Origin of the sequence: Actinospineispora spinosispora DSM 44797 (genome assembly GCF_000429025.1) — a bacterium.
Classification (GTDB): Bacteria; Actinomycetota; Actinomycetes; order Mycobacteriales; family Pseudonocardiaceae; genus Pseudonocardia; species Pseudonocardia spinosispora.
In genome coordinates this window covers 576,158-592,475 of sequence record NZ_KE386835.1, presented here as the reverse complement: position 1 = coordinate 592,475, position 16,318 = coordinate 576,158, and the positions used below count along the sequence as shown (strand labels likewise).

Sequence of the window (16,318 nt, the reverse complement as noted above, 5' to 3'; positions counted from 1 at the left end):
GAAGGAGTTCCGGCGAAGGCCGGGCAGTGAATGTCCGCAACAACCCGCCCAGCTGCCAGGGCGGCTCTCGGGGTTCCCCCAAGCGCGCGCCCGGGCGAGTCCTCGAGCCTTTTTTTCTGGGAGTACCCCAGCGAGCGTAAGCGAGCCGGGGTGGTCACAGAAAAATACCGCGCGCGAAACAGGCCCAATCAATACAGCCAGCTCAGCCGGTAGGCGGCGCTCACCGCCTCGGTTCGGCTCGACACGGCCAGCTTCGACATGACCCTGCTCAGGTGCACGCTCACGGTCTTCTCGCTGATGTACAGCTCCGTGCCGATCTGCCGGTTGGTCCGGCCGGCCGCCACCAGCTCCAGCACCGACCGCTCGCGAGGTGTCAGCGTGGGGCCGGAGGGCGGCACGGGGAGCGGTTCGGCGCCGAGGCGGACGCGGCCCCTGCTCGCGGTCGCTCGCACGGCCTCGGCGAGTGGTGTCGCCCCGAGGCGCTCGGCCACCGCGAGTGCCTGGCGCAGCGGTTCGGCGGAGTCGAGGGACCGCTGTGTCGCCAGCAGGGCCTCGCCGTGCCGCCAGCGCGCCATCGCGGCCTGGTAGACCTCGCCGTAGGCGTCGAACGCGACGGCGGTGTCGGCCCACCGGCCCGGGTCGGGGTCGCCGATGAGCGACCGGGATTCGGCGTCCACCCGCAGCAGCCAGGCGCGTCCCTCCGGGCCGAGCGTGCCGGTGCGCGGTTGGGCCTGCTCGGCGGCTGTGGTGGCGAGCTCGGCGAGCTGCGTGCCCAGCGTGATCGCCTCGCGCAGCGCGGTGTCGTCCCTGCGCAGTCGGGCGAGGCGGGCCAGCTCGGACTGGGCGCTCACACCGAGCGCACACAGCGACAGTTGAGCCGGTGTGACGCCGTAGAGCCTGCGCTGGTCCTCCAGCGCGGTCCGGACGTGTGCCGCCGCGCGGTCCGGGGCGCCTCGCCACAGTTCCATCTCCGCGCCGCACATCGCGACGAACCGCACCACCTGCTCGTCGGTTCCCTGACCGAGCGGCAGTGCCGCGATCCGCGCGTCGGCCGCCTCGAACTGCCCCCGCCCGACCTCGACGAACAGCTCGACCGAGGACACCCTGGTGGCGACGTGCGCGGACACCGAACCCTCGGTGATCGAGGCGGCGCCGTCCCAGTCGCCGAGGATGTAGCGGGTCAGTGCCTGCATGACGCGCAGTTCGAGGCCGTAGCTCGACCAGGTCATCCCCGTGCGCTCGGCGCGCGCCACCCCGGCGTCGAACACCGGCATCGCGTCGAGCAGCTCACCGGCGTCGTGGCGCGACATGCCCGCGTTGAACCGGGCGCGCAGCTCGACACCGAGTGCGTCCGCTTCCGCCGCGAGCGCGATCGCCCTGTCCAGCCGTTCGCGTGCGCTGTCGACCCGGCCGAGCATCTCCTCGGACACCGCCGCGGTGGTGAGCGCGTCGGCCTCGGCGGCCAGCGCGGCCGGGCCGCGTTCGGACTCACTTGCCAGCTCGATCGCCCGGTAGGCCTGCTCGGTGGCCTCGGCGTACCGGTCCAGCCGGCAGCTCACCCTGGCCAGCCCGGCGAGCGCCCACGCCTTCTCCGGCGAGGCGGGTTCGTCGGCGAGCAGGTCGAACGCCTCCTCGGCGGCGGCGAGCGCTTCCAGCTCGCGGCCTGGCAGGGCGAGCAGGTACTGCCCGTAGCGGCGGCGGAAGCTCGCGCCGTGCCCGGTGTCGCCGACCGAGTCGGCCAGCTCGATCGCGGCACGGCAGTGCCGGATCGCGCGGTCCGGCTCACCCAGCGCGTCGGCGGACCACACCGCGAGCCGCATCAGCTCGAGCGGGTCCTCGCCGGCGACCGACCGGGGATCGGGCACCGCGGCCCACAGCTGCAGCGCACGCTCGGCGTGCAGCAGGATCTCGGCCGAGGCGTCGAGCTGGTCGGCTTCCCTGGCCGCCCTGACCGAGGAGGCGAGCGCGAGCGGCAGGTCGTGGCTCTCCATCGCGTGATGTGCCAGCTCCGCGGCGCTGCCCCGGTCCGGCTCGTCGGTGAGCGCGGTGGCGAACGCGGCGTGCAGCCGGGTCCGTTCACCCGGCAGCAGGTCGGCGTAGAGCGCCTCGCGCAGCAGCGCGTGCCGGAACTGGTACCCGCGAGTGCCGTCGGGAAGCAGCACGTGAGCCGAGGCCGCCGCGCGCAGTGCGGCGTCCAGGTCCTCCGGCGACGTCCCGGCCGAGGCGGCGGCCAGCCGGTCGTGTCGAAACCGCCGGCCGGCGACCGAGGCGAGCCGCAACACCTGCTGGGTGGCCTGGTCAAGTGTCTCGACGCGGGCGAGCAGGACCTCCGCGAGCCGGCCCGGCATCCCGTCGGTGTCCGCGGAGACGAGCTCTTCGGCGAAGAACGCGTTGCCCTCGCTGCGCCGCGCGATCGACCGGGCGGCGGTGTCGTCCAGTCCGTCGTCGGCGAGCGCTCGGACGAAGCGCTCGGCGTCGGCGGCGCCGAAGGGTGTCAGCTCCAGCCGGTCCACCGAGGGCAGCCGCACCAGCTCGGCGAGTACCTGGCGCAGCGGATGCCTGCGGTTCAGCTCGTCGGCGCGGTAGCTGGCCAGCACCACCAGCCGCTGGCCACCGAGCCGGGCGAGCAGGAAGGTGAGCAGGTCGCGGCTCGAACGGTCGGCCCAGTGCAGGTCCTCGACGATCAGCAGGACCGGCCCTCGGGTGGCGAGCGTGGTCAACGCGGACAGCACGGCGTCGAAGAGCTGCAGCTGCCCGACGTCCGGGCGGTCCAGCCGTACCTCGCCTCGGTCGACGGTCCCGGGCAGCAGCCGCGCCAGCGTCGGGTGCGCGGCGAGCAGGTCGGCGTCCTCGGAGAGCGGCCCGACGGCCTCGGCGAACGGCAGGTACGGCAGCGCAGCCTCGGCGGTGTCCAGGCAACGCCCGGTCAGCACCCGCCAGCCGTCGGTGGACGCCCGCCGCGCCAGCTCGACGATCAGCCGCGACTTGCCGACCCCGGCATCACCGGACAGCAGCACCCCGCCGGCCCGGCCGAGGGCGCCGTGCTCCAGCGCGGCGACCAACACATCGAGCTCACGCCGCCGCCCGACCAGCGCGATCCCGGTTCCCAGCCGAGGCACCGGATCATGCTTGCACAGCACGCCCCCTCGCGGCACCGGACTTTCCGGCCTCCCGCCGCTCTGTCTTCCGCTGGGCCTTCCGCTGGGCTCGGCCGCGCCGCACGAGCCTGCCCAGCCGGAACGCCTCGGCCTCGGCGACGTACCGGTCCCGCCGGTACTCCCACTCGACCCGCACCTGTCCGATGTCCACCCCACCACACTCGGCGTAAGGCCACCCCGCCCACATCGGCCGACCACGTCACCAGCGCCGCGAACACCCCCTTACCCGCCAGCCGAAGCGGCACGAATGTGGCTTTAGGGACGTTCGACGTCCCTAAAGCCACATTCGTGCCCGGGGTGGACGGGGTCAGGCGGGGATGGAGAGGCCGGTGGGGGTGCGGGTCCAGGAACCTGAGGCTGTGGGTTTCGGGGCGGTGCCCGATGCCTTGCGGACCAAGGTGACCGCGTCGATCTCCTGGCCCGTGTCGGCGATCGCGCGGACCGTCATCGTCGAGTCCGCGCCGGGCGCGCCGGGTGTCACGTCCACCGAGAGCACCGCGTAGTCCAGGTAGCGGGCCTGCGACCAGTCGACCGTCTCCGGGGTCTTCCCGCCGTCGGCGACGTTCAGGAAGCTGGTCACCTGCGTGCCGCTGTCCGGACCGGTGTTGCCCCGGTAGCGGTCCGTCTCGCCGGGCTGCCAGGTGTAGCGGGGGCGGCCGCCGGAGCCGACGCAGATGTAGGTCGTGCCGTCGGTCTCCGGATGCACGGTCGCACCGTCGGGGGCCTGCACGCCGGTGCGGCCGCCCTTGATCGGGTTGGTGCGCTCGTACTGGTGGTTGTGCCCCTGCACCACGAGATCGACGCCGAACTCGTCGAACATCGGCGTCAGCGTCGAGCGCACACCGCCGTCGGAGGCGTGTGAGGCGCTCGTGGCGTAGGCGCAGTGGTGGAAGAACGCGACGATGAAGTCGACGGCCGGGTCGGCGCGCAGCGCGGCGAGGGTCTGGCGGACCCAGCTCGCCTGCGCCCCGCCGCTGTAGCCGGCGTTGGTGGCGATCTCGGTGGACAGGTCGTTCGCGTCGACGCTGATCACCCCGACGTTCGAGTACTTGAACGTGTACACCGACGGGCACTTGCTGGGGCCGTTGCGCGGTAGGTCGAGTCGCGCCGCGTGCCCGCCGTAGCCGTGTGTCGCGCCACCGGGTGCCTTGTTGTCGTCGTAGAGCGCCTCCATGTCGTGGTTGCCGGTGGCGAACATCCACGGCGTGGTCGCGGCGCTGGCCTCGATGCTGGCGAAGTACGCGGTCCAGGTGTGCGGGTCGAAGTTGTCGAAGCCCTTCTCCTCCTTCGCCGGCGCCGCGTTCTTGACCGGCTCGCCGTCACCGCTCGGGTCGGCGTAACAGATGTCACCCGCGAGCAGGTGGAAGGCGGGGTGCCGCCGGGCGATCAGCTCGACGAGCGACGACGCCGGAGCCGGGGTGCGGCGGTCGTCACCCTGCTTGTAGTAGTCGTCGGTGAAGTCCTTGGTGATGATCGAGCTGTTGGCCGGTGCGGCGTTGACGCCCTGGTCGCCGAACGCGGTGAAGGTGAACGGCACACGCGCGGTCGGCGCGGTGCTGAACACCGCGTCCTGGCTGGTCCCGCCGCCGGGCAGACGGAACCGGTAGTGGTAGCTCTGGCCGGGCCGCAGCTGTTCGGCGAGTCCGTGCACGAAGAACTGGTCGGCCGCCCTGATCGAGCCGTCGGCCTGCGGGACCTGGCTGACCAGCTCGCGGACCTCAGCCTCGATGGTGGTCCCGTACTGGGTGTCGATGCCGAGGTCCAGCAGCACCTTGCCGGCGGGTTTCGCGGTCAGCTCCGCGCCGACGGCCATCTGGCTGGTCGGGTCGGTACCGAACGACAGGTGCCGCCCGGTGACCCCGAGCGGGGTGGCGCCGCCGGTGCCGCCGCCGCTGGTCGGCGAACCGCACGCGGCGAGAACCGAGGCGAGCCCGCCGGCCAGGCCGATCCCGGCGGCGCCGCGCAGCGCGCTGCGCCTGCTCACCGGTCGGGCGGCGAGGAAACCGCGCAGCCAGTCGTGCTGCTCGGCGACGGTCATGTGTGCGGCGAGCCGGGGCGGTACGCCGACTCCGGGGGTTTCGCCGGGTGGGTTGAGCGGTCGCGTCATGGCTGGAATATGACCTCACGCGGTGTACGCAGGGTGAACGGCGAATGTCCACACAGAAGCCGGGGTCCGATTTCGTGGCCCCTGACGCCGCGTGTAGAGTTGTCCACGTCGCCGGGAGCTACTCCCTGCGGTCGACTCGCCCCTTTAGCTCAGTCGGCAGAGCGTCTCCATGGTAAGGAGAAGGTCTACGGTTCGATTCCGTAAAGGGGCTCGACACCCAATGGGTGCATAGCGGTGTAGCTCAGTCGGTAGAGCAAGCGGCTCATAATCGCTGTGTCGCCGGTTCAAGTCCGGCCACCGCTACCAGCCAACCGACTTACCGAGCAGCAGGAGATTGCAGTGGCCGCCACCGACGTCCGTCCGAAGATCACCATGGCGTGCGAGGTGTGCAAGCACCGTAACTACATCACCAAGAAGAACCGGCGTAACGACCCGGATCGCTTGAGTGTCAAGAAGTACTGCCCGAACTGTAACGCTCACCAGGCTCACCGCGAGACCCGCTGACGCGGGTGCTCGACGAGTCCTTCGTAGGTCGCGCTCTCCCGTCCTCACCGCAGTACCAGGTGGGGCGGGAGAAGATTCGCGAGTTCGCCACGGCGGTCGGCGAGAGCAGCCCGCTGTGTCACGACGTCGCCGCCGCGCGAGCGGCAGGCCATCCGGATCTGGTGGCGCCGCCCACCTTCCCCGTCGTGTTCACCATGCCCCGGATCGAGGTCCTGCTGAGGGACCCGGATTTCGGCTGGCGCTTCGAGGGCACCGTCCACGGTGACCAGAAGATCAGCTTCAGCCGCCCGATCCACGCCGGCGACGAGCTCGTGACCACGGTGCACGTCCAGAGCCTGAACACCCGGGCCGGCACACACATGCTCACCCTGCGCTGTGTCGTGGTCGCATCCGACGGCCAGCCGGTGTGCGAGACCGAGGCCCTGCTGTTGAGTCAGGCCGAATCATGAGTGACACGTTCGACGAGGGCGCCGAGCTGCCGCCGCTGCAGGTCCACCTCAGCCGTACCGACCTGGTGCGCTACGCGGGAGCGTCGAGCGACTTCAACCCGATCCACTGGAGCGACCGCGTCGCGGAGAGCGTCGGGCTGCCCGGTGTGGTGGCGCACGGCATGCTCACCATGGCGATCGGCGCCCGGTTGATCACCGACTGGCTGGGCGACCCGTCCTCGGTCCTGTCCTACCAGGTGCGGTTCACCCGCCCGGTCCCCGTTCCCGACGTGGTCGCCGGGATCGACGACGTCGAGCAGGGTGCCTTGCTCGAGCTGACCGGGAAACTGAAGTCGGTCACAGCAGGTGAGGACGGCGGCCGGGTCGGCAAGGTCGACATCACCGTGAAGTTCGACGGCAAGGCCGTTCTGGGTCGGTCGACCGCGCAGGTTCGTCTCCCGAACTGACTCCCCTCCGTGATCGGGTGTTGACCGAGCCGTGAGCGGGTACTGACTCTTCGTGACCGTCCTTATCGCCCGCGAGTCGGGATTCCCAGCACACCGAGTCGGTCACCTCAGCACATCTCGCGTGCGGCATGCGGCGCGCGGGGCGGACGGTGACTACCCCGAGTCACCCCGACACCCGAACGCTCGTCATCTCTGCCCTCGGCCGCGGAACCGCACTACGCTCCCCGAGAACAGTGAGGTCTGTTCGCCATGAGCCAGTCGATGCAGAACACCCAGCGCCCGCTACTGCAGGTCGAGGGACTGACCGTGCAGTACCCGGGTCTCACCGGCCTGCGCAGGCGCCCCGCGGTCGACGAGCTGGACCTCACCGTCTTCCCGGGTGAGTCCGTCGGCCTGGTCGGCGGATCGGGCGCGGGCAAATCGACGGTGGCCCGCGCGCTCGCCGGACTCGTCGAGCCCCTACGCGGCCGGATCGTCTTCGCCGGCCGCGACCTGCTCGACTGCTCGCTCGCGGCGGCCCGGCGTCGGCGCCGCGCGATGCACCTGGTGCTGCAGGACCCGTACGAGTCACTGCCGCCGAACTATCACGTCGGCGCGATCGTGGCCGAGCCGTTGGTGATCGACAAACTGGTCGAGCGCAGGCTGCGGCTGCGCGCGGTCGTCGCCGCGATGGAGCTCGTCGGACTGACCCCGGTGGCGAACTACCTGGAACGGTTCCCGCACCAACTGTCCGGCGGTGAACGTCAACGCGTCGCGTTCGCCAGGGCGGTGGTGACCGAACCCCAGCTGATCCTCGCCGACGAACCCACCCAGATGCTGGACGCCTCACTGCGCTGCGAGCTGGTCGACCTGCTCGACGAGCTGCGCGAACGGCGCGGCATGGCGGTGCTGCACATCACCGACGATCCGGCGCTGGCCGGACGCGGATGCGACCGCCTCGTGGTGCTGCGCGGCGGCAAGATCGTCGAGCAGGGCCCCACCGCCCAGGTCCTGTCCCGCCCGAAGCACCCCTACACGGCCGCCCTGCTCACCGCGACCACCGCGACCACCAAGGTCGCCTGACCGCCCACCCGGAGAGCACCTCGCAGAGCTTCATGCTGCGTCGCAGACACTGCAACATCTGCGACGCAACACGACGCTCTGCGAAGTCGCCCGAGACGCTTGCGCGCCGGCGGTTCGAGGTCGGGATGACACGTTCGGTGACAGCATTTGCGGGGCCACACAAGGCACGAAATGCTTCCCGGCGTCACGATCCGGCAACGAAAGGAAGCGACGTGGAGTTCGGCAAGCTGGTCGACAAGGCGTGGGAAGGCAAGAGCGCGTCGGAGATTCTGGCCGCCCCACCGTCGGCGCTGGAGGGGCTCACCCCGGCGCACGACGAGAAGCTGGCCGAGTTCGGCATCAAGACCATTGAACAGCTGGCCAACTGGAAGTACGCGCGCCGTGCTCGTGCGCTGGCGGACCTCGCGGACACCGACAAGTAGGTCCCTCTCACCCGACAGGGTGGCCGCGAGGCCGGGCGAGTCGAGGGATGGTTCCCGACTCGCCCGGCCTCGCGCTGTCGGGTAGCCCGGTTCGCCCATTCGCTTGACGGTGCGCGGACAGCAAGTGAGGATGCACGCCAAGTAATCTCAGCGGCCCCTCAGCTTGTGGGTCGTGGGCAGGCGAACACCGGAAGGGGGAAGGCGCCGGTGATCGACCGGGGCCGACGCACATGACACTCGCTGATCCCACCCGCACACCCTCCGAGGAACCGGAGGGCGACACCGTCGAGGCGACCGCGGCGTCAACGCCGACGCCGGAACCCGAAGCGGACCGCCCACAACCGCTCGACCGCTGGGTCTTCGGGGTCGCCGCCCTACTGACCGTCGCCTTCATCGCCTGGGGTGTGTTCGGCACGAAGTCACTGGGCGACGTGACCACCGCGGTCCTGAACGGCGTCATGAAGGGCGGCGGCTGGGCGTTCGTGCTCGCCGCGTCCGGCTTCGTGGTGTTCGCGCTGTGGCTGGCGTTCAGCCGCTACGGCAAGATTCCGCTCGGGCGGGACGACGAGCTGCCGGAGTTCCGCACCTCGTCCTGGATCGCCATGATGTTCAGCGCCGGCATGGGCATCGGGCTGATGTTCTACGGCGTCAACGAGCCGCTCAAGCACTTCACCAGCCCGCCGCCCGGGACCGTCGCGCCCAGCTCGCAGGAGGCGCTGGACGTAGCGATGGCGACCACGCTGTTCCACTGGACGTTGCACCCGTGGGCGATCTACGCGGTGGTCGGCCTCGCCATCGCCTACGGCAGCTTCCGTCGCGGGCGTACGCAGCTGATCAGCGCGGCCTTCGCGCCGCTGCTGGGGGAGAGGCGCTCGAACGGTCCACTGGGCCGTGCGATCGACGTGCTGGCGATCTTCGCGACGCTGTTCGGCTCGGCGGCCTCGCTAGGGCTGGGCGCGCTGCAGATCGGCGGCGGGCTCACGGCAGGCGGTTATCTGGACAACGTCGGGACGGGGCTGCTCGTCGCCGTCATCGCGGTGCTGACCGTGGCGTTCGTCGCCAGCGCCGTGAGTGGTGTGGCGAAGGGCATCCAGTGGCTGTCCAACATCAACATGGTGCTGGCCGGGGTGCTCGCCCTGTTCGTGTTCGTCGCCGGACCGACGATCCTGATCCTGAACCTCATCCCGACCGCGATCGGCGACTACTTCGGCAACCTCGCGCAGATGGCCGCGCGCACCGGGGCCAGCGGCGGCGACGCCATGGAGACCTGGCTGTCCGGCTGGACGGTCTTCTACTGGGCGTGGTGGATCTCCTGGACCCCGTTCGTCGGGATGTTCATCGCCAGGATCAGCCGGGGCCGCACGATCAAGCAGTTCGTCACCGGCGTCATGCTGATCCCGAGCGCGGTGAGCCTGCTGTGGTTCGCGATCTTCGGTGGCGCGGCGATCAGCATCCAGCGTTCCGGGACCGACCTGGCGTCCAAGACGTCCGAGCAGCAGCTGTTCGGCGTGTTGGACGCGTATCCGCTGGGGATCGTCCTCGGTGCGGTGGCGATGCTGCTGGTGGCGATCTTCTTCGTGTCCGGTGCGGACGCAGCATCGATCGTGATGGGCACGCTGTCGCAGCGCGGCTCGATCGAGCCGTCGAAGTGGGTGGTCATCTTCTGGGGCGTCGTGATGGGCGCCATCGGAGCGATCATGCTGCTGGTCGGCAACGGTGGCGACGAGGCGCTGAGCGGCATCCAGCAGCTGACGATCATCACGGCCGCTCCGTTCGCGGTGATCATGGTGCTGCTGTGCGTCGCGCTGGCGAAGGACCTGCGCAACGACCCGCTCATGCACCGCGACGACCGGTCCCGGGAGAAGATCGAGAAGGCGATCGACTACGGCACGACGAAGTACGGCGAGCACTTCCACCTGCGCGTCGAGCCCAAGCCCAAAAATAACCCGTGAGTGTTTTGGGCTGCTCCGGCAGCCCAAAACACTCACGGGTGTTCAGGCGGCTTCGGCGAGTAGGTCGGCGATGCGCTGGATGCCGGTGCGCAGGTCGTCGTCGCCCAGGGCGTAGGACAGACGGAAGTAACCGGGCATGCCGAACGCCTCGCCGGGGACGACCGCCACCTCGACCTCGTCCAGGATCAGCGCGGCCAGCTCACCGCTGGTCGCCGGGCGCTTGCCCCGGATCTCCTTGCCGAGCACGCCGCGCACCGACGGATACACGTAGAACGCGCCCTTCGGCGTCGGGCAGGTCACGCCGGGGATCGCGGACAGCATCTCCACCATGGTCCGGCGCCTGCGGTCGAACGCGACCCGCATCTCGGCCGCCGCATCCAGCGACCCGGACACCGCCTCCAGCGCCGCACGCTGCGCCACGTTGCACACGTTCGACGTCAGGTGCGACTGCAGGCTCGTCGCCGCCTTGATGACGTCGACCGGGCCGATCATCCAGCCGACCCGCCAGCCGGTCATCGCGTAGGCCTTCGCCACGCCGTTGACCACGATGGCGGTATCGGCCAGCTCCGGGACGACGACCGGCATCGACTCCGCGCGCACACCGTCGTAGACCAGGTGCTCGTAGATCTCGTCGGTGACGACCCAGATGCCGTTCTCGACGGCCCACCGCCCGACCGCTTCGACCAGCTCGCGCGGGGCGACCGAGCCGGACGGGTTGGACGGCGAACACCAGAGCAGCACCTTCGTCCGCTCGGTGCGGGCGGCCTCGAGCTGGGCGAGGGTCGGCAGGTACTCGGTGCTCTCGTCGGTCACCACGTCGACCGCGACACCGCCGGCGAGCGCGATCGCCTCCGGGTAGGTCGTCCAGTAGGGAGCGGGCAGCAGCACCTCGTCGCCGGGGTCGAGCAGCGTGGCGAACGCCTGGTAGACGGCCTGCTTACCGCCGTTGGTGACCAGTACCTGGTTCGCCGCGACCTGCAGGCCCGAGTCGCGCGCGGTCTTGGCGACGATCGCGTCCTTGAGCTCCGGGATGCCGCCGGCCGGGGTGTAGCGGTGGTTGCGCTGGTCGGCGCAGGCGTCCTGCGCGGCGGCCACGATCGCGGACGGGGTCGGGAAGTCGGGCTCGCCGGCGCCGAAGCCGATGACCGGCCGTCCGGCGGCCTTCAGGGCCTTCGCTTTCGCGTCGACCGCCATCGTCGCGGACTCGGCGATACCGCCGATGCGGGCGGAGACGCGGGACTGGGTTCTGGTGGCCGAGGACATGCCGCCATCCTCGCAAACCAGGCAAAACCGGTATCCCCGGCGGGCGTCGCCGAGGAAAGGTGGCGCGGGTGGGAGTGCCGAAGTGGCATGTCGTACACTCGTTCCTGGTTGACACGAGCAGCCAGGCTGCGACATGCCAGGGAAACGGCGCGGGTGATCAACCAAGCCATAGGGGTGTAGCTCAACTGGCAGAGCAGCGGTCTCCAAAACCGCAGGTTGCAGGTTCAAGTCCTGTCACCCCTGCCACCGTGCTCGGGGATTTTTTCGGGCACGAAGGCGTTATGCAGGAAGTGCACGAAGGTAGTAGCAGTACCCGGGTCGATGACCACAGATCGATGATGGAGTGGAGCGCACGTGGCTGAGGAGCACGAGTCGGAGCGGTCCGGGCGGGATCGTCCGGCGACCGCGGCCGATCGTCGTGGTCGGCAGTCCGGGCAGTCATCGAGCGCCGATCTCGGCGGTGGCAAGGGCCGGGCGACGCCGAGCAGGGACGGGCGCGGGCAGAAGACGTCCCCACCGGCCAAGCTGGTGCGGTTCCTGCGTGAGGTCGTCGCCGAGCTGCGCAAGGTCATCTGGCCGAACCGCAAGGACTTGGTGTCGTACACGCTCGTCGTCCTGGTGTTCGTCTCGTTCATGGTGGCGTTGGTCGCTCTGCTCGACTATGTGTTCGCCAAGGGCGTCTTCGCCGTGTTCGGCAACGGCTGAACACAGGTCGGACCCTCCGGCGACAGCCCGCTGACAGAGCTCAGAGCGACGACAGCGAACCAGGCACGAAAGGAAGCGAGACTGTAGTGACCTCCCACGACGGCGGCGCGGAGCCGACCGATTTCACCTCGGTGGCCGAGGCGCTCGGGTCGGCCGGCCAGTCCGAGGAGTCGGAGGCCCAGCTCGACACCGAGGACGCCACCCCCGCGCACGACAACGACGAGCAGGACTCGGTGGACGACACCGAGGACGGTCAGGATTCCGACGACTCCGACGCGGACGACTCGGAGACCGACGACTCCGAGGACGACGACTCCGGCGACGAAGCAGTCGTCGAGGCGGTCGACTCCGACGAGGAGCTCGACCCCGCCGAGGAGATGCGCCAGGCGCTGAACCGGGCACCGGGCGAGTGGTACGTCGTGCACTCCTACGCCGGCTACGAGAACAAGGTGAAGAGCAACCTCGAGACCCGGGTGCAGACCCTGGACGTCGAGGAGTTCATCTACCAGGTCGAGGTTCCGACCGAAGAGGTCACCGAGATCAAGAACGGCCAGCGCAAGCAGGTGCAGCGCAAGGTGCTGCCCGGCTACATCCTGGTCCGGATGGAGCTCAACGACCAGTCCTGGGGCGCCGTGCGCAACACCCCGGGCGTCACCGGCTTCGTCGGCGCCACCTCCCGGCCGTCCCCGCTGACGGTCGACGACGTGCTCAAGTTCCTGCTGCCGAAGCAGGAGCAGCCGCGCAAGGCCGCCGCCGGCAAGTCCAGCGACTCCGGTGCCGGTAAGGCGACGATCGAGGTCGACTACGAGGTCGGCGAGTCGGTCACCGTCATGGACGGGCCGTTCGCCACGTTGCCGGCGACCATCAACGAGGTCAACGTCGACGCCCAGAAGCTCAAGGTGCTGGTGTCGATCTTCGGCCGGGAAACGCCGGTCGAGCTCTCGTTCACCCAGGTATCCAAGATCTAGCCGGTCGCGGCAGGGCGACGGGCGAGCAGGTAGAAGGAAGCAACGGACATGCCCCCCAAGAAGCGGAAGCTTTCCGCGATCATCAAGCTCCAGATCAAGGCCGGCGCGGCCAACCCGGCGCCGCCGGTCGGTCCGGCGCTGGGTCAGCACGGCGTCAACATCATGGAGTTCTGCAAGGCCTACAACGCGGCGACCGAGTCGCAGCGCGGCAATGTGGTCCCGGTGGAGATCTCGGTCTACGAAGACCGTTCCTTCACCTTCCAGCTGAAGACCCCTCCCGCCGCCAAGCTGCTGCTCAAGGCCGCCGGCGTCGAGAAGGGCTCTGGCGAGCCGCACGTCAAGAAGGTCGCCACGGTCACCATGGACCAGGTCCGGGAGATCGCCACGCAGAAGATGCCCGACCTGAACGCCAACGACATCGACCAGGCCGCGAAGATCATCGCCGGCACTGCTCGGTCCATGGGCATCACGGTCCAGGGCTGACCCTCACCCCCCTCAAGAACCACGTGGGAGAGCCGGGCGCGGCTCGAACCACAGCTGACTCAGGAGAGACAGACATGAAGCGCAGCAAGGGCTACCGCGAAGCAGCGGAGAAGATCGACAAGGACAAGCTGTACAGTCCGCTCGAGGCCGCCGGTCTCGCCAGGGAGACGTCCAGCTCGAAGATGGACTCCACCGTCGAGGTCGCCATGCGGCTCGGCGTGGACCCCCGCAAGGCCGACCAGATGGTCCGAGGCACCGTGAACCTGCCTCACGGTACCGGCAAGACCGCTCGGGTGATCGTGTTCGCCGCCGGTGACAAGGCCGAAGAGGCCCAGGCCGCCGGCGCGGACGAGGTCGGTTCGGAGGAGCTGATCGCCCGCATCCAGGGCGGCTGGCTGGACTTCGACGCCGCCATCGCCACCCCGGACCAGATGGCCAAGGTCGGTCGTATCGCTCGCGTCCTCGGCCCGCGTGGCCTGATGCCGAACCCGAAGACCGGCACGGTCACCACCGATGTGACGAAGGCCGTCAACGAGATCAAGGGCGGTAAGATCAACTTCCGGGTTGACAAGCAGTCCAACCTGCACCTGGTGATCGGCAAGGCGAGCTTCGACACCGAGAAGCTGGTGGAGAACTACGCCGCCGCGCTCGACGAGATTTCGCGCGCCAAGCCGTCGGCCGCCAAGGGCCGCTACATCAAGAAGATCACCTTCAGCACCACCACGGGCCCGGGCATCCCGGTCGACCCGAACCGCACTCGCAACCTGCTGGTGGACGAGCCCACCGCCTGACGAGTCGAGACACATCAACGCCGGCCGGGCCCTTCGTGGGCCCGGCCGGCGTTGTCGTGTGCTGAGGCTCCCGACTCAGAGTGCTGGGAGCCCCGACTCGCGGGGGGTGCTCCACTCCCAGATGCCCTGAGCCAGGGGAGAATGTGAGCGGCCCGAAGGGTCCCGCTCCTCCACGGTGAAGTGGTAGCGGCCCGGTTGCCAGTCGTCGGTCGTCGCCACATGACCGAGCTGCTCCACCGCCCAGTCCCGCCAGCCCGGACCGTCCGACGGCGTCTCGTCCGGCACCTCGCACTCGACGTCCATGTACGGCTGGGGCTTACCGCTCAGCCCGCTCCACATGCTGACGTCGATCCACACAGTGTCCATAGCCAGACCCTCCCCGATATATCTGCCCCCGTATGCCGGGCCACACTAGTCCGTCGGACCGTGCTCGCCAGGGCAACGCGCTACCCGGTGATACGTGTCGGGAAACGGTCACGTATGGTAGGGGAAGTTCCACCGTAGACCGCAGGTCGCCGCGCGCTCAGGTTCGCCTGATCTCGCTGGCCTAAAAGCTCCGCCATCCGGCGAGCGGCCCGCGCAGGGAGAACGAGGTAGTAGCTCACATCGTGGCCGTGTGCCGCGCTGTGCTCCACGCCCCGTGCGCCTTGCGCCGGGGCGTTTGTCGTGTAGCGGGGCTGGTCGTGCGGTGGTGCACCCCTGATACCGCTACATGAGGAGGCCCGATGGCACGGCCCGACAAGGTGGCTGCCGTCGCGGAGATCGCCGACCGTTTTCGCGGCGCATCCGCATCGGTGATCACCGAATACCGCGGTCTGACCGTGTCGCAGCTTTCCGAGCTGCGACGGGCTCTCGGGGACTCGGCCACGTACCGCGTGGCGAAGAACACCCTGGTCAAGCGGGCAGCCGCTGACGCCGGGGTGGACGGGCTCGACCAGCTGCTGGTCGGCCCCACTGCCATTGCCTTCGTGACCGGCGAGCCGGTCGATGCCGCGAAGGCACTGCGTAACTTCGCCAAGGACAACAAGGGCCTGGTGATCAGGGGCGGCGTCATGGACGGCCGCCCGTTGTCCACCGACGAGGTGAACAAGCTCGCCGACCTCGAGTCCCGTGAGGTCCTGCTGGCCAAGCTGGCCGGCGCGATGAAGGCCAAGACGTCCCAGGCTGCCGCCCTGTTCAACGCTCCGGCGTCGCAGGTCGCACGACTGGCTCAGGCTCTGGCCGACAAGCGCGCTTCGGAAGGTGCCGACGCACCCGCCGAAGCTGCCGAGTAGACCGCACACATCACACCCAGACTGACCCGTACGTAGAGAGGACACGCCACCATGGCGAAGCTGTCGACCGACGAGCTGCTCGAGTCGTTCAAGGACATGACGCTGCTCGAGCTCTCGGAGTTCGTGAAGAAGTTCGAGGACACCTTCGACGTCACCGCCGCCGCCCCGGTCGCGGTCGCCGCCGCCGGCCCCGCCGGTGCCGCAGCCCCCGCCGAGGAGGAGAAGGACGAGTTCAACGTCGTCCTCGAGGCCGCCGGTGACAAGAAGATCCAGGTCATCAAGGTCGTCCGCGAGCTCGTCTCGGGCCTGGGCCTCAAGGAGGCCAAGGACCTCGTCGAGTCCGCCCCGAAGCCGATCCTGGAGAACGCGCCGAAGGAGGCTGCCGAGGCAGCCAAGGCGAAGCTGGAAGAGGCCGGCGCCAAGGTCAGCCTCAGCTGACCCCAGCACCACCTTGCACAACGGGCCGGTTCCTTTCCAGGAACCGGCCCGTTCTGCTGTCCCCCTCGTGAGTGATGAGGGCGTCTACCCCGAAGGGGCGCGAAGCGTAGCCGCTCTACGCACTCACGACAGCTTTTCCGTCGTGAGTGCGTAGAGCGGCTATAGGCGCCCTCAGCACTCACGAGGGACCCCGAGGCAGCGCAACTCTGTGCACGCGGTCGGGACCACGGCCCCGTCCCCGGCTTAGCCCGTGCCCGGCTTCAAGGCATCTCGGCTTCGCCGTCGACTCGTGAGTG

17 protein-coding genes and 3 tRNA genes are annotated in these 16,318 nt (G+C 69.4%); 15 read left to right on the top strand and 5 right to left on the bottom strand.

Translation table 11 applies throughout. The features are described from left to right. Positions 1–188: 188 nt before the first annotated feature. The 3 genes from G406_RS0136510 to G406_RS52095 all read right to left on the bottom strand — a co-directional run bounded on the left by G406_RS0136510 (position 189) and on the right by G406_RS52095 (position 5,265). A complete protein-coding gene (locus G406_RS0136510) occupies positions 189–3,119 on the bottom strand; it encodes a helix-turn-helix transcriptional regulator (RefSeq protein WP_028937671.1) in 2,931 nt (976 codons plus the stop codon). Positions 3,120–3,123: 4 nt separating this feature from the next. Next, on the bottom strand, positions 3,124–3,309 hold the full coding sequence (locus G406_RS0136505) for a hypothetical protein (RefSeq protein WP_028937670.1): 186 nt from the start codon (positions 3,307–3,309) through the stop codon (positions 3,124–3,126). Positions 3,310–3,465: 156 nt separating this feature from the next. Then, positions 3,466–5,265 carry a metallophosphoesterase gene (locus G406_RS52095; RefSeq protein WP_084216635.1) on the bottom strand — a complete coding sequence of 600 codons (1,800 nt, stop codon included), beginning with the start codon at positions 5,263–5,265 and terminating at the stop codon, positions 3,466–3,468. A gap of 138 nt (positions 5,266–5,403) precedes the next feature. Here G406_RS52095 and G406_RS0136495 point away from each other — a divergent pair. From G406_RS0136495 to G406_RS52085, 8 genes are all read left to right on the top strand, one after another. Then, positions 5,404–5,476: transfer RNA gene (locus tag G406_RS0136495), tRNA-Thr, on the top strand. A gap of 19 nt (positions 5,477–5,495) precedes the next feature. Continuing rightward, positions 5,496–5,571, top strand: a tRNA-Met gene (locus G406_RS0136490). A gap of 33 nt (positions 5,572–5,604) precedes the next feature. Further along, on the top strand, positions 5,605–5,769 hold the full coding sequence (gene rpmG, locus G406_RS0136485; RefSeq protein WP_028937669.1) for a 50S ribosomal protein L33: 165 nt from the start codon (positions 5,605–5,607) through the stop codon (positions 5,767–5,769). A gap of 5 nt (positions 5,770–5,774) precedes the next feature. Further along, positions 5,775–6,218 (top strand): FAS1-like dehydratase domain-containing protein, encoded by a 444-nt coding sequence (locus tag G406_RS0136480; RefSeq protein WP_028937668.1) that lies wholly within the window; start codon positions 5,775–5,777, stop codon positions 6,216–6,218. After that, positions 6,215–6,664 carry a MaoC/PaaZ C-terminal domain-containing protein gene (locus tag G406_RS0136475; protein WP_028937667.1) on the top strand — a complete coding sequence of 150 codons (450 nt, stop codon included), beginning with the start codon at positions 6,215–6,217 and terminating at the stop codon, positions 6,662–6,664. Before G406_RS0136480 ends, G406_RS0136475 begins: the two co-directional genes overlap by 4 nt. A gap of 249 nt (positions 6,665–6,913) precedes the next feature. After that, positions 6,914–7,726 (top strand): ABC transporter ATP-binding protein, encoded by an 813-nt coding sequence (locus G406_RS52090; protein WP_064743137.1) that lies wholly within the window; start codon positions 6,914–6,916, stop codon positions 7,724–7,726. Positions 7,727–7,938: 212 nt separating this feature from the next. After that, the gene (locus G406_RS0136465; protein WP_028937666.1) at positions 7,939–8,148 is read left to right on the top strand and encodes a hypothetical protein; all 210 of its coding nucleotides are present in this window, start codon (positions 7,939–7,941) and stop codon (positions 8,146–8,148) included. 230 nt (positions 8,149–8,378) lie between these two features. After that, positions 8,379–10,100 carry a BCCT family transporter gene (locus G406_RS52085; protein ID WP_084216634.1) on the top strand — a complete coding sequence of 574 codons (1,722 nt, stop codon included), beginning with the start codon at positions 8,379–8,381 and terminating at the stop codon, positions 10,098–10,100. Positions 10,101–10,142: 42 nt separating this feature from the next. Here G406_RS52085 and G406_RS0136455 read toward each other — a convergent pair whose 3' ends face one another. Next, positions 10,143–11,363, bottom strand: a complete 1,221-nt coding sequence (locus tag G406_RS0136455) for a pyridoxal phosphate-dependent aminotransferase (protein ID WP_028937665.1) — start codon at positions 11,361–11,363, stop codon at positions 10,143–10,145. Positions 11,364–11,533: 170 nt separating this feature from the next. Here G406_RS0136455 and G406_RS0136450 point away from each other — a divergent pair. The 5 genes from G406_RS0136450 (at position 11,534) to rplA (ending at position 14,310) form a co-directional block, all read left to right on the top strand. Continuing rightward, positions 11,534–11,609 (top strand) — tRNA-Trp (locus tag G406_RS0136450). 108 nt (positions 11,610–11,717) lie between these two features. After that, positions 11,718–12,068, top strand: coding sequence for a preprotein translocase subunit SecE (gene secE, locus G406_RS0136445; RefSeq protein WP_028937664.1), 351 nt, complete (start codon positions 11,718–11,720; stop codon positions 12,066–12,068). Positions 12,069–12,154: 86 nt separating this feature from the next. Continuing rightward, complete coding sequence (gene nusG, locus G406_RS0136440; RefSeq protein ID WP_028937663.1) at positions 12,155–13,036, top strand: transcription termination/antitermination protein NusG; 882 nt, start codon at positions 12,155–12,157, stop codon at positions 13,034–13,036. Between the two features lie 48 nt (positions 13,037–13,084). Next, positions 13,085–13,519 (top strand): 50S ribosomal protein L11, encoded by a 435-nt coding sequence (rplK, locus tag G406_RS0136435; RefSeq protein ID WP_028937662.1) that lies wholly within the window; start codon positions 13,085–13,087, stop codon positions 13,517–13,519. 74 nt (positions 13,520–13,593) lie between these two features. Then, positions 13,594–14,310: a 50S ribosomal protein L1 gene (gene rplA, locus G406_RS0136430; protein ID WP_028937661.1), complete on the top strand. Its 717-nt coding sequence runs from the start codon at positions 13,594–13,596 to the stop codon at positions 14,308–14,310. A 75-nt stretch (positions 14,311–14,385) separates the two neighbouring features. Here the strand turns inward: rplA and G406_RS0136425 are convergent, their stop codons facing one another. Next, entirely contained in the window at positions 14,386–14,676 is a 291-nt protein-coding gene (locus G406_RS0136425; RefSeq protein ID WP_028937660.1) for a hypothetical protein, read from the bottom strand. A gap of 359 nt (positions 14,677–15,035) precedes the next feature. On the opposite strand from G406_RS0136425, the gene rplJ reads away from it, so the two are divergent. Together rplJ and rplL are read left to right on the top strand one after the other, a co-directional pair. Beyond that, the gene (rplJ, locus tag G406_RS0136420; RefSeq protein WP_028937659.1) at positions 15,036–15,584 is read left to right on the top strand and encodes a 50S ribosomal protein L10; all 549 of its coding nucleotides are present in this window, start codon (positions 15,036–15,038) and stop codon (positions 15,582–15,584) included. Between the two features lie 51 nt (positions 15,585–15,635). Continuing rightward, positions 15,636–16,022, top strand: coding sequence for a 50S ribosomal protein L7/L12 (rplL, locus tag G406_RS0136415; protein WP_028937658.1), 387 nt, complete (start codon positions 15,636–15,638; stop codon positions 16,020–16,022). Positions 16,023–16,318 lie beyond the last annotated feature (296 nt).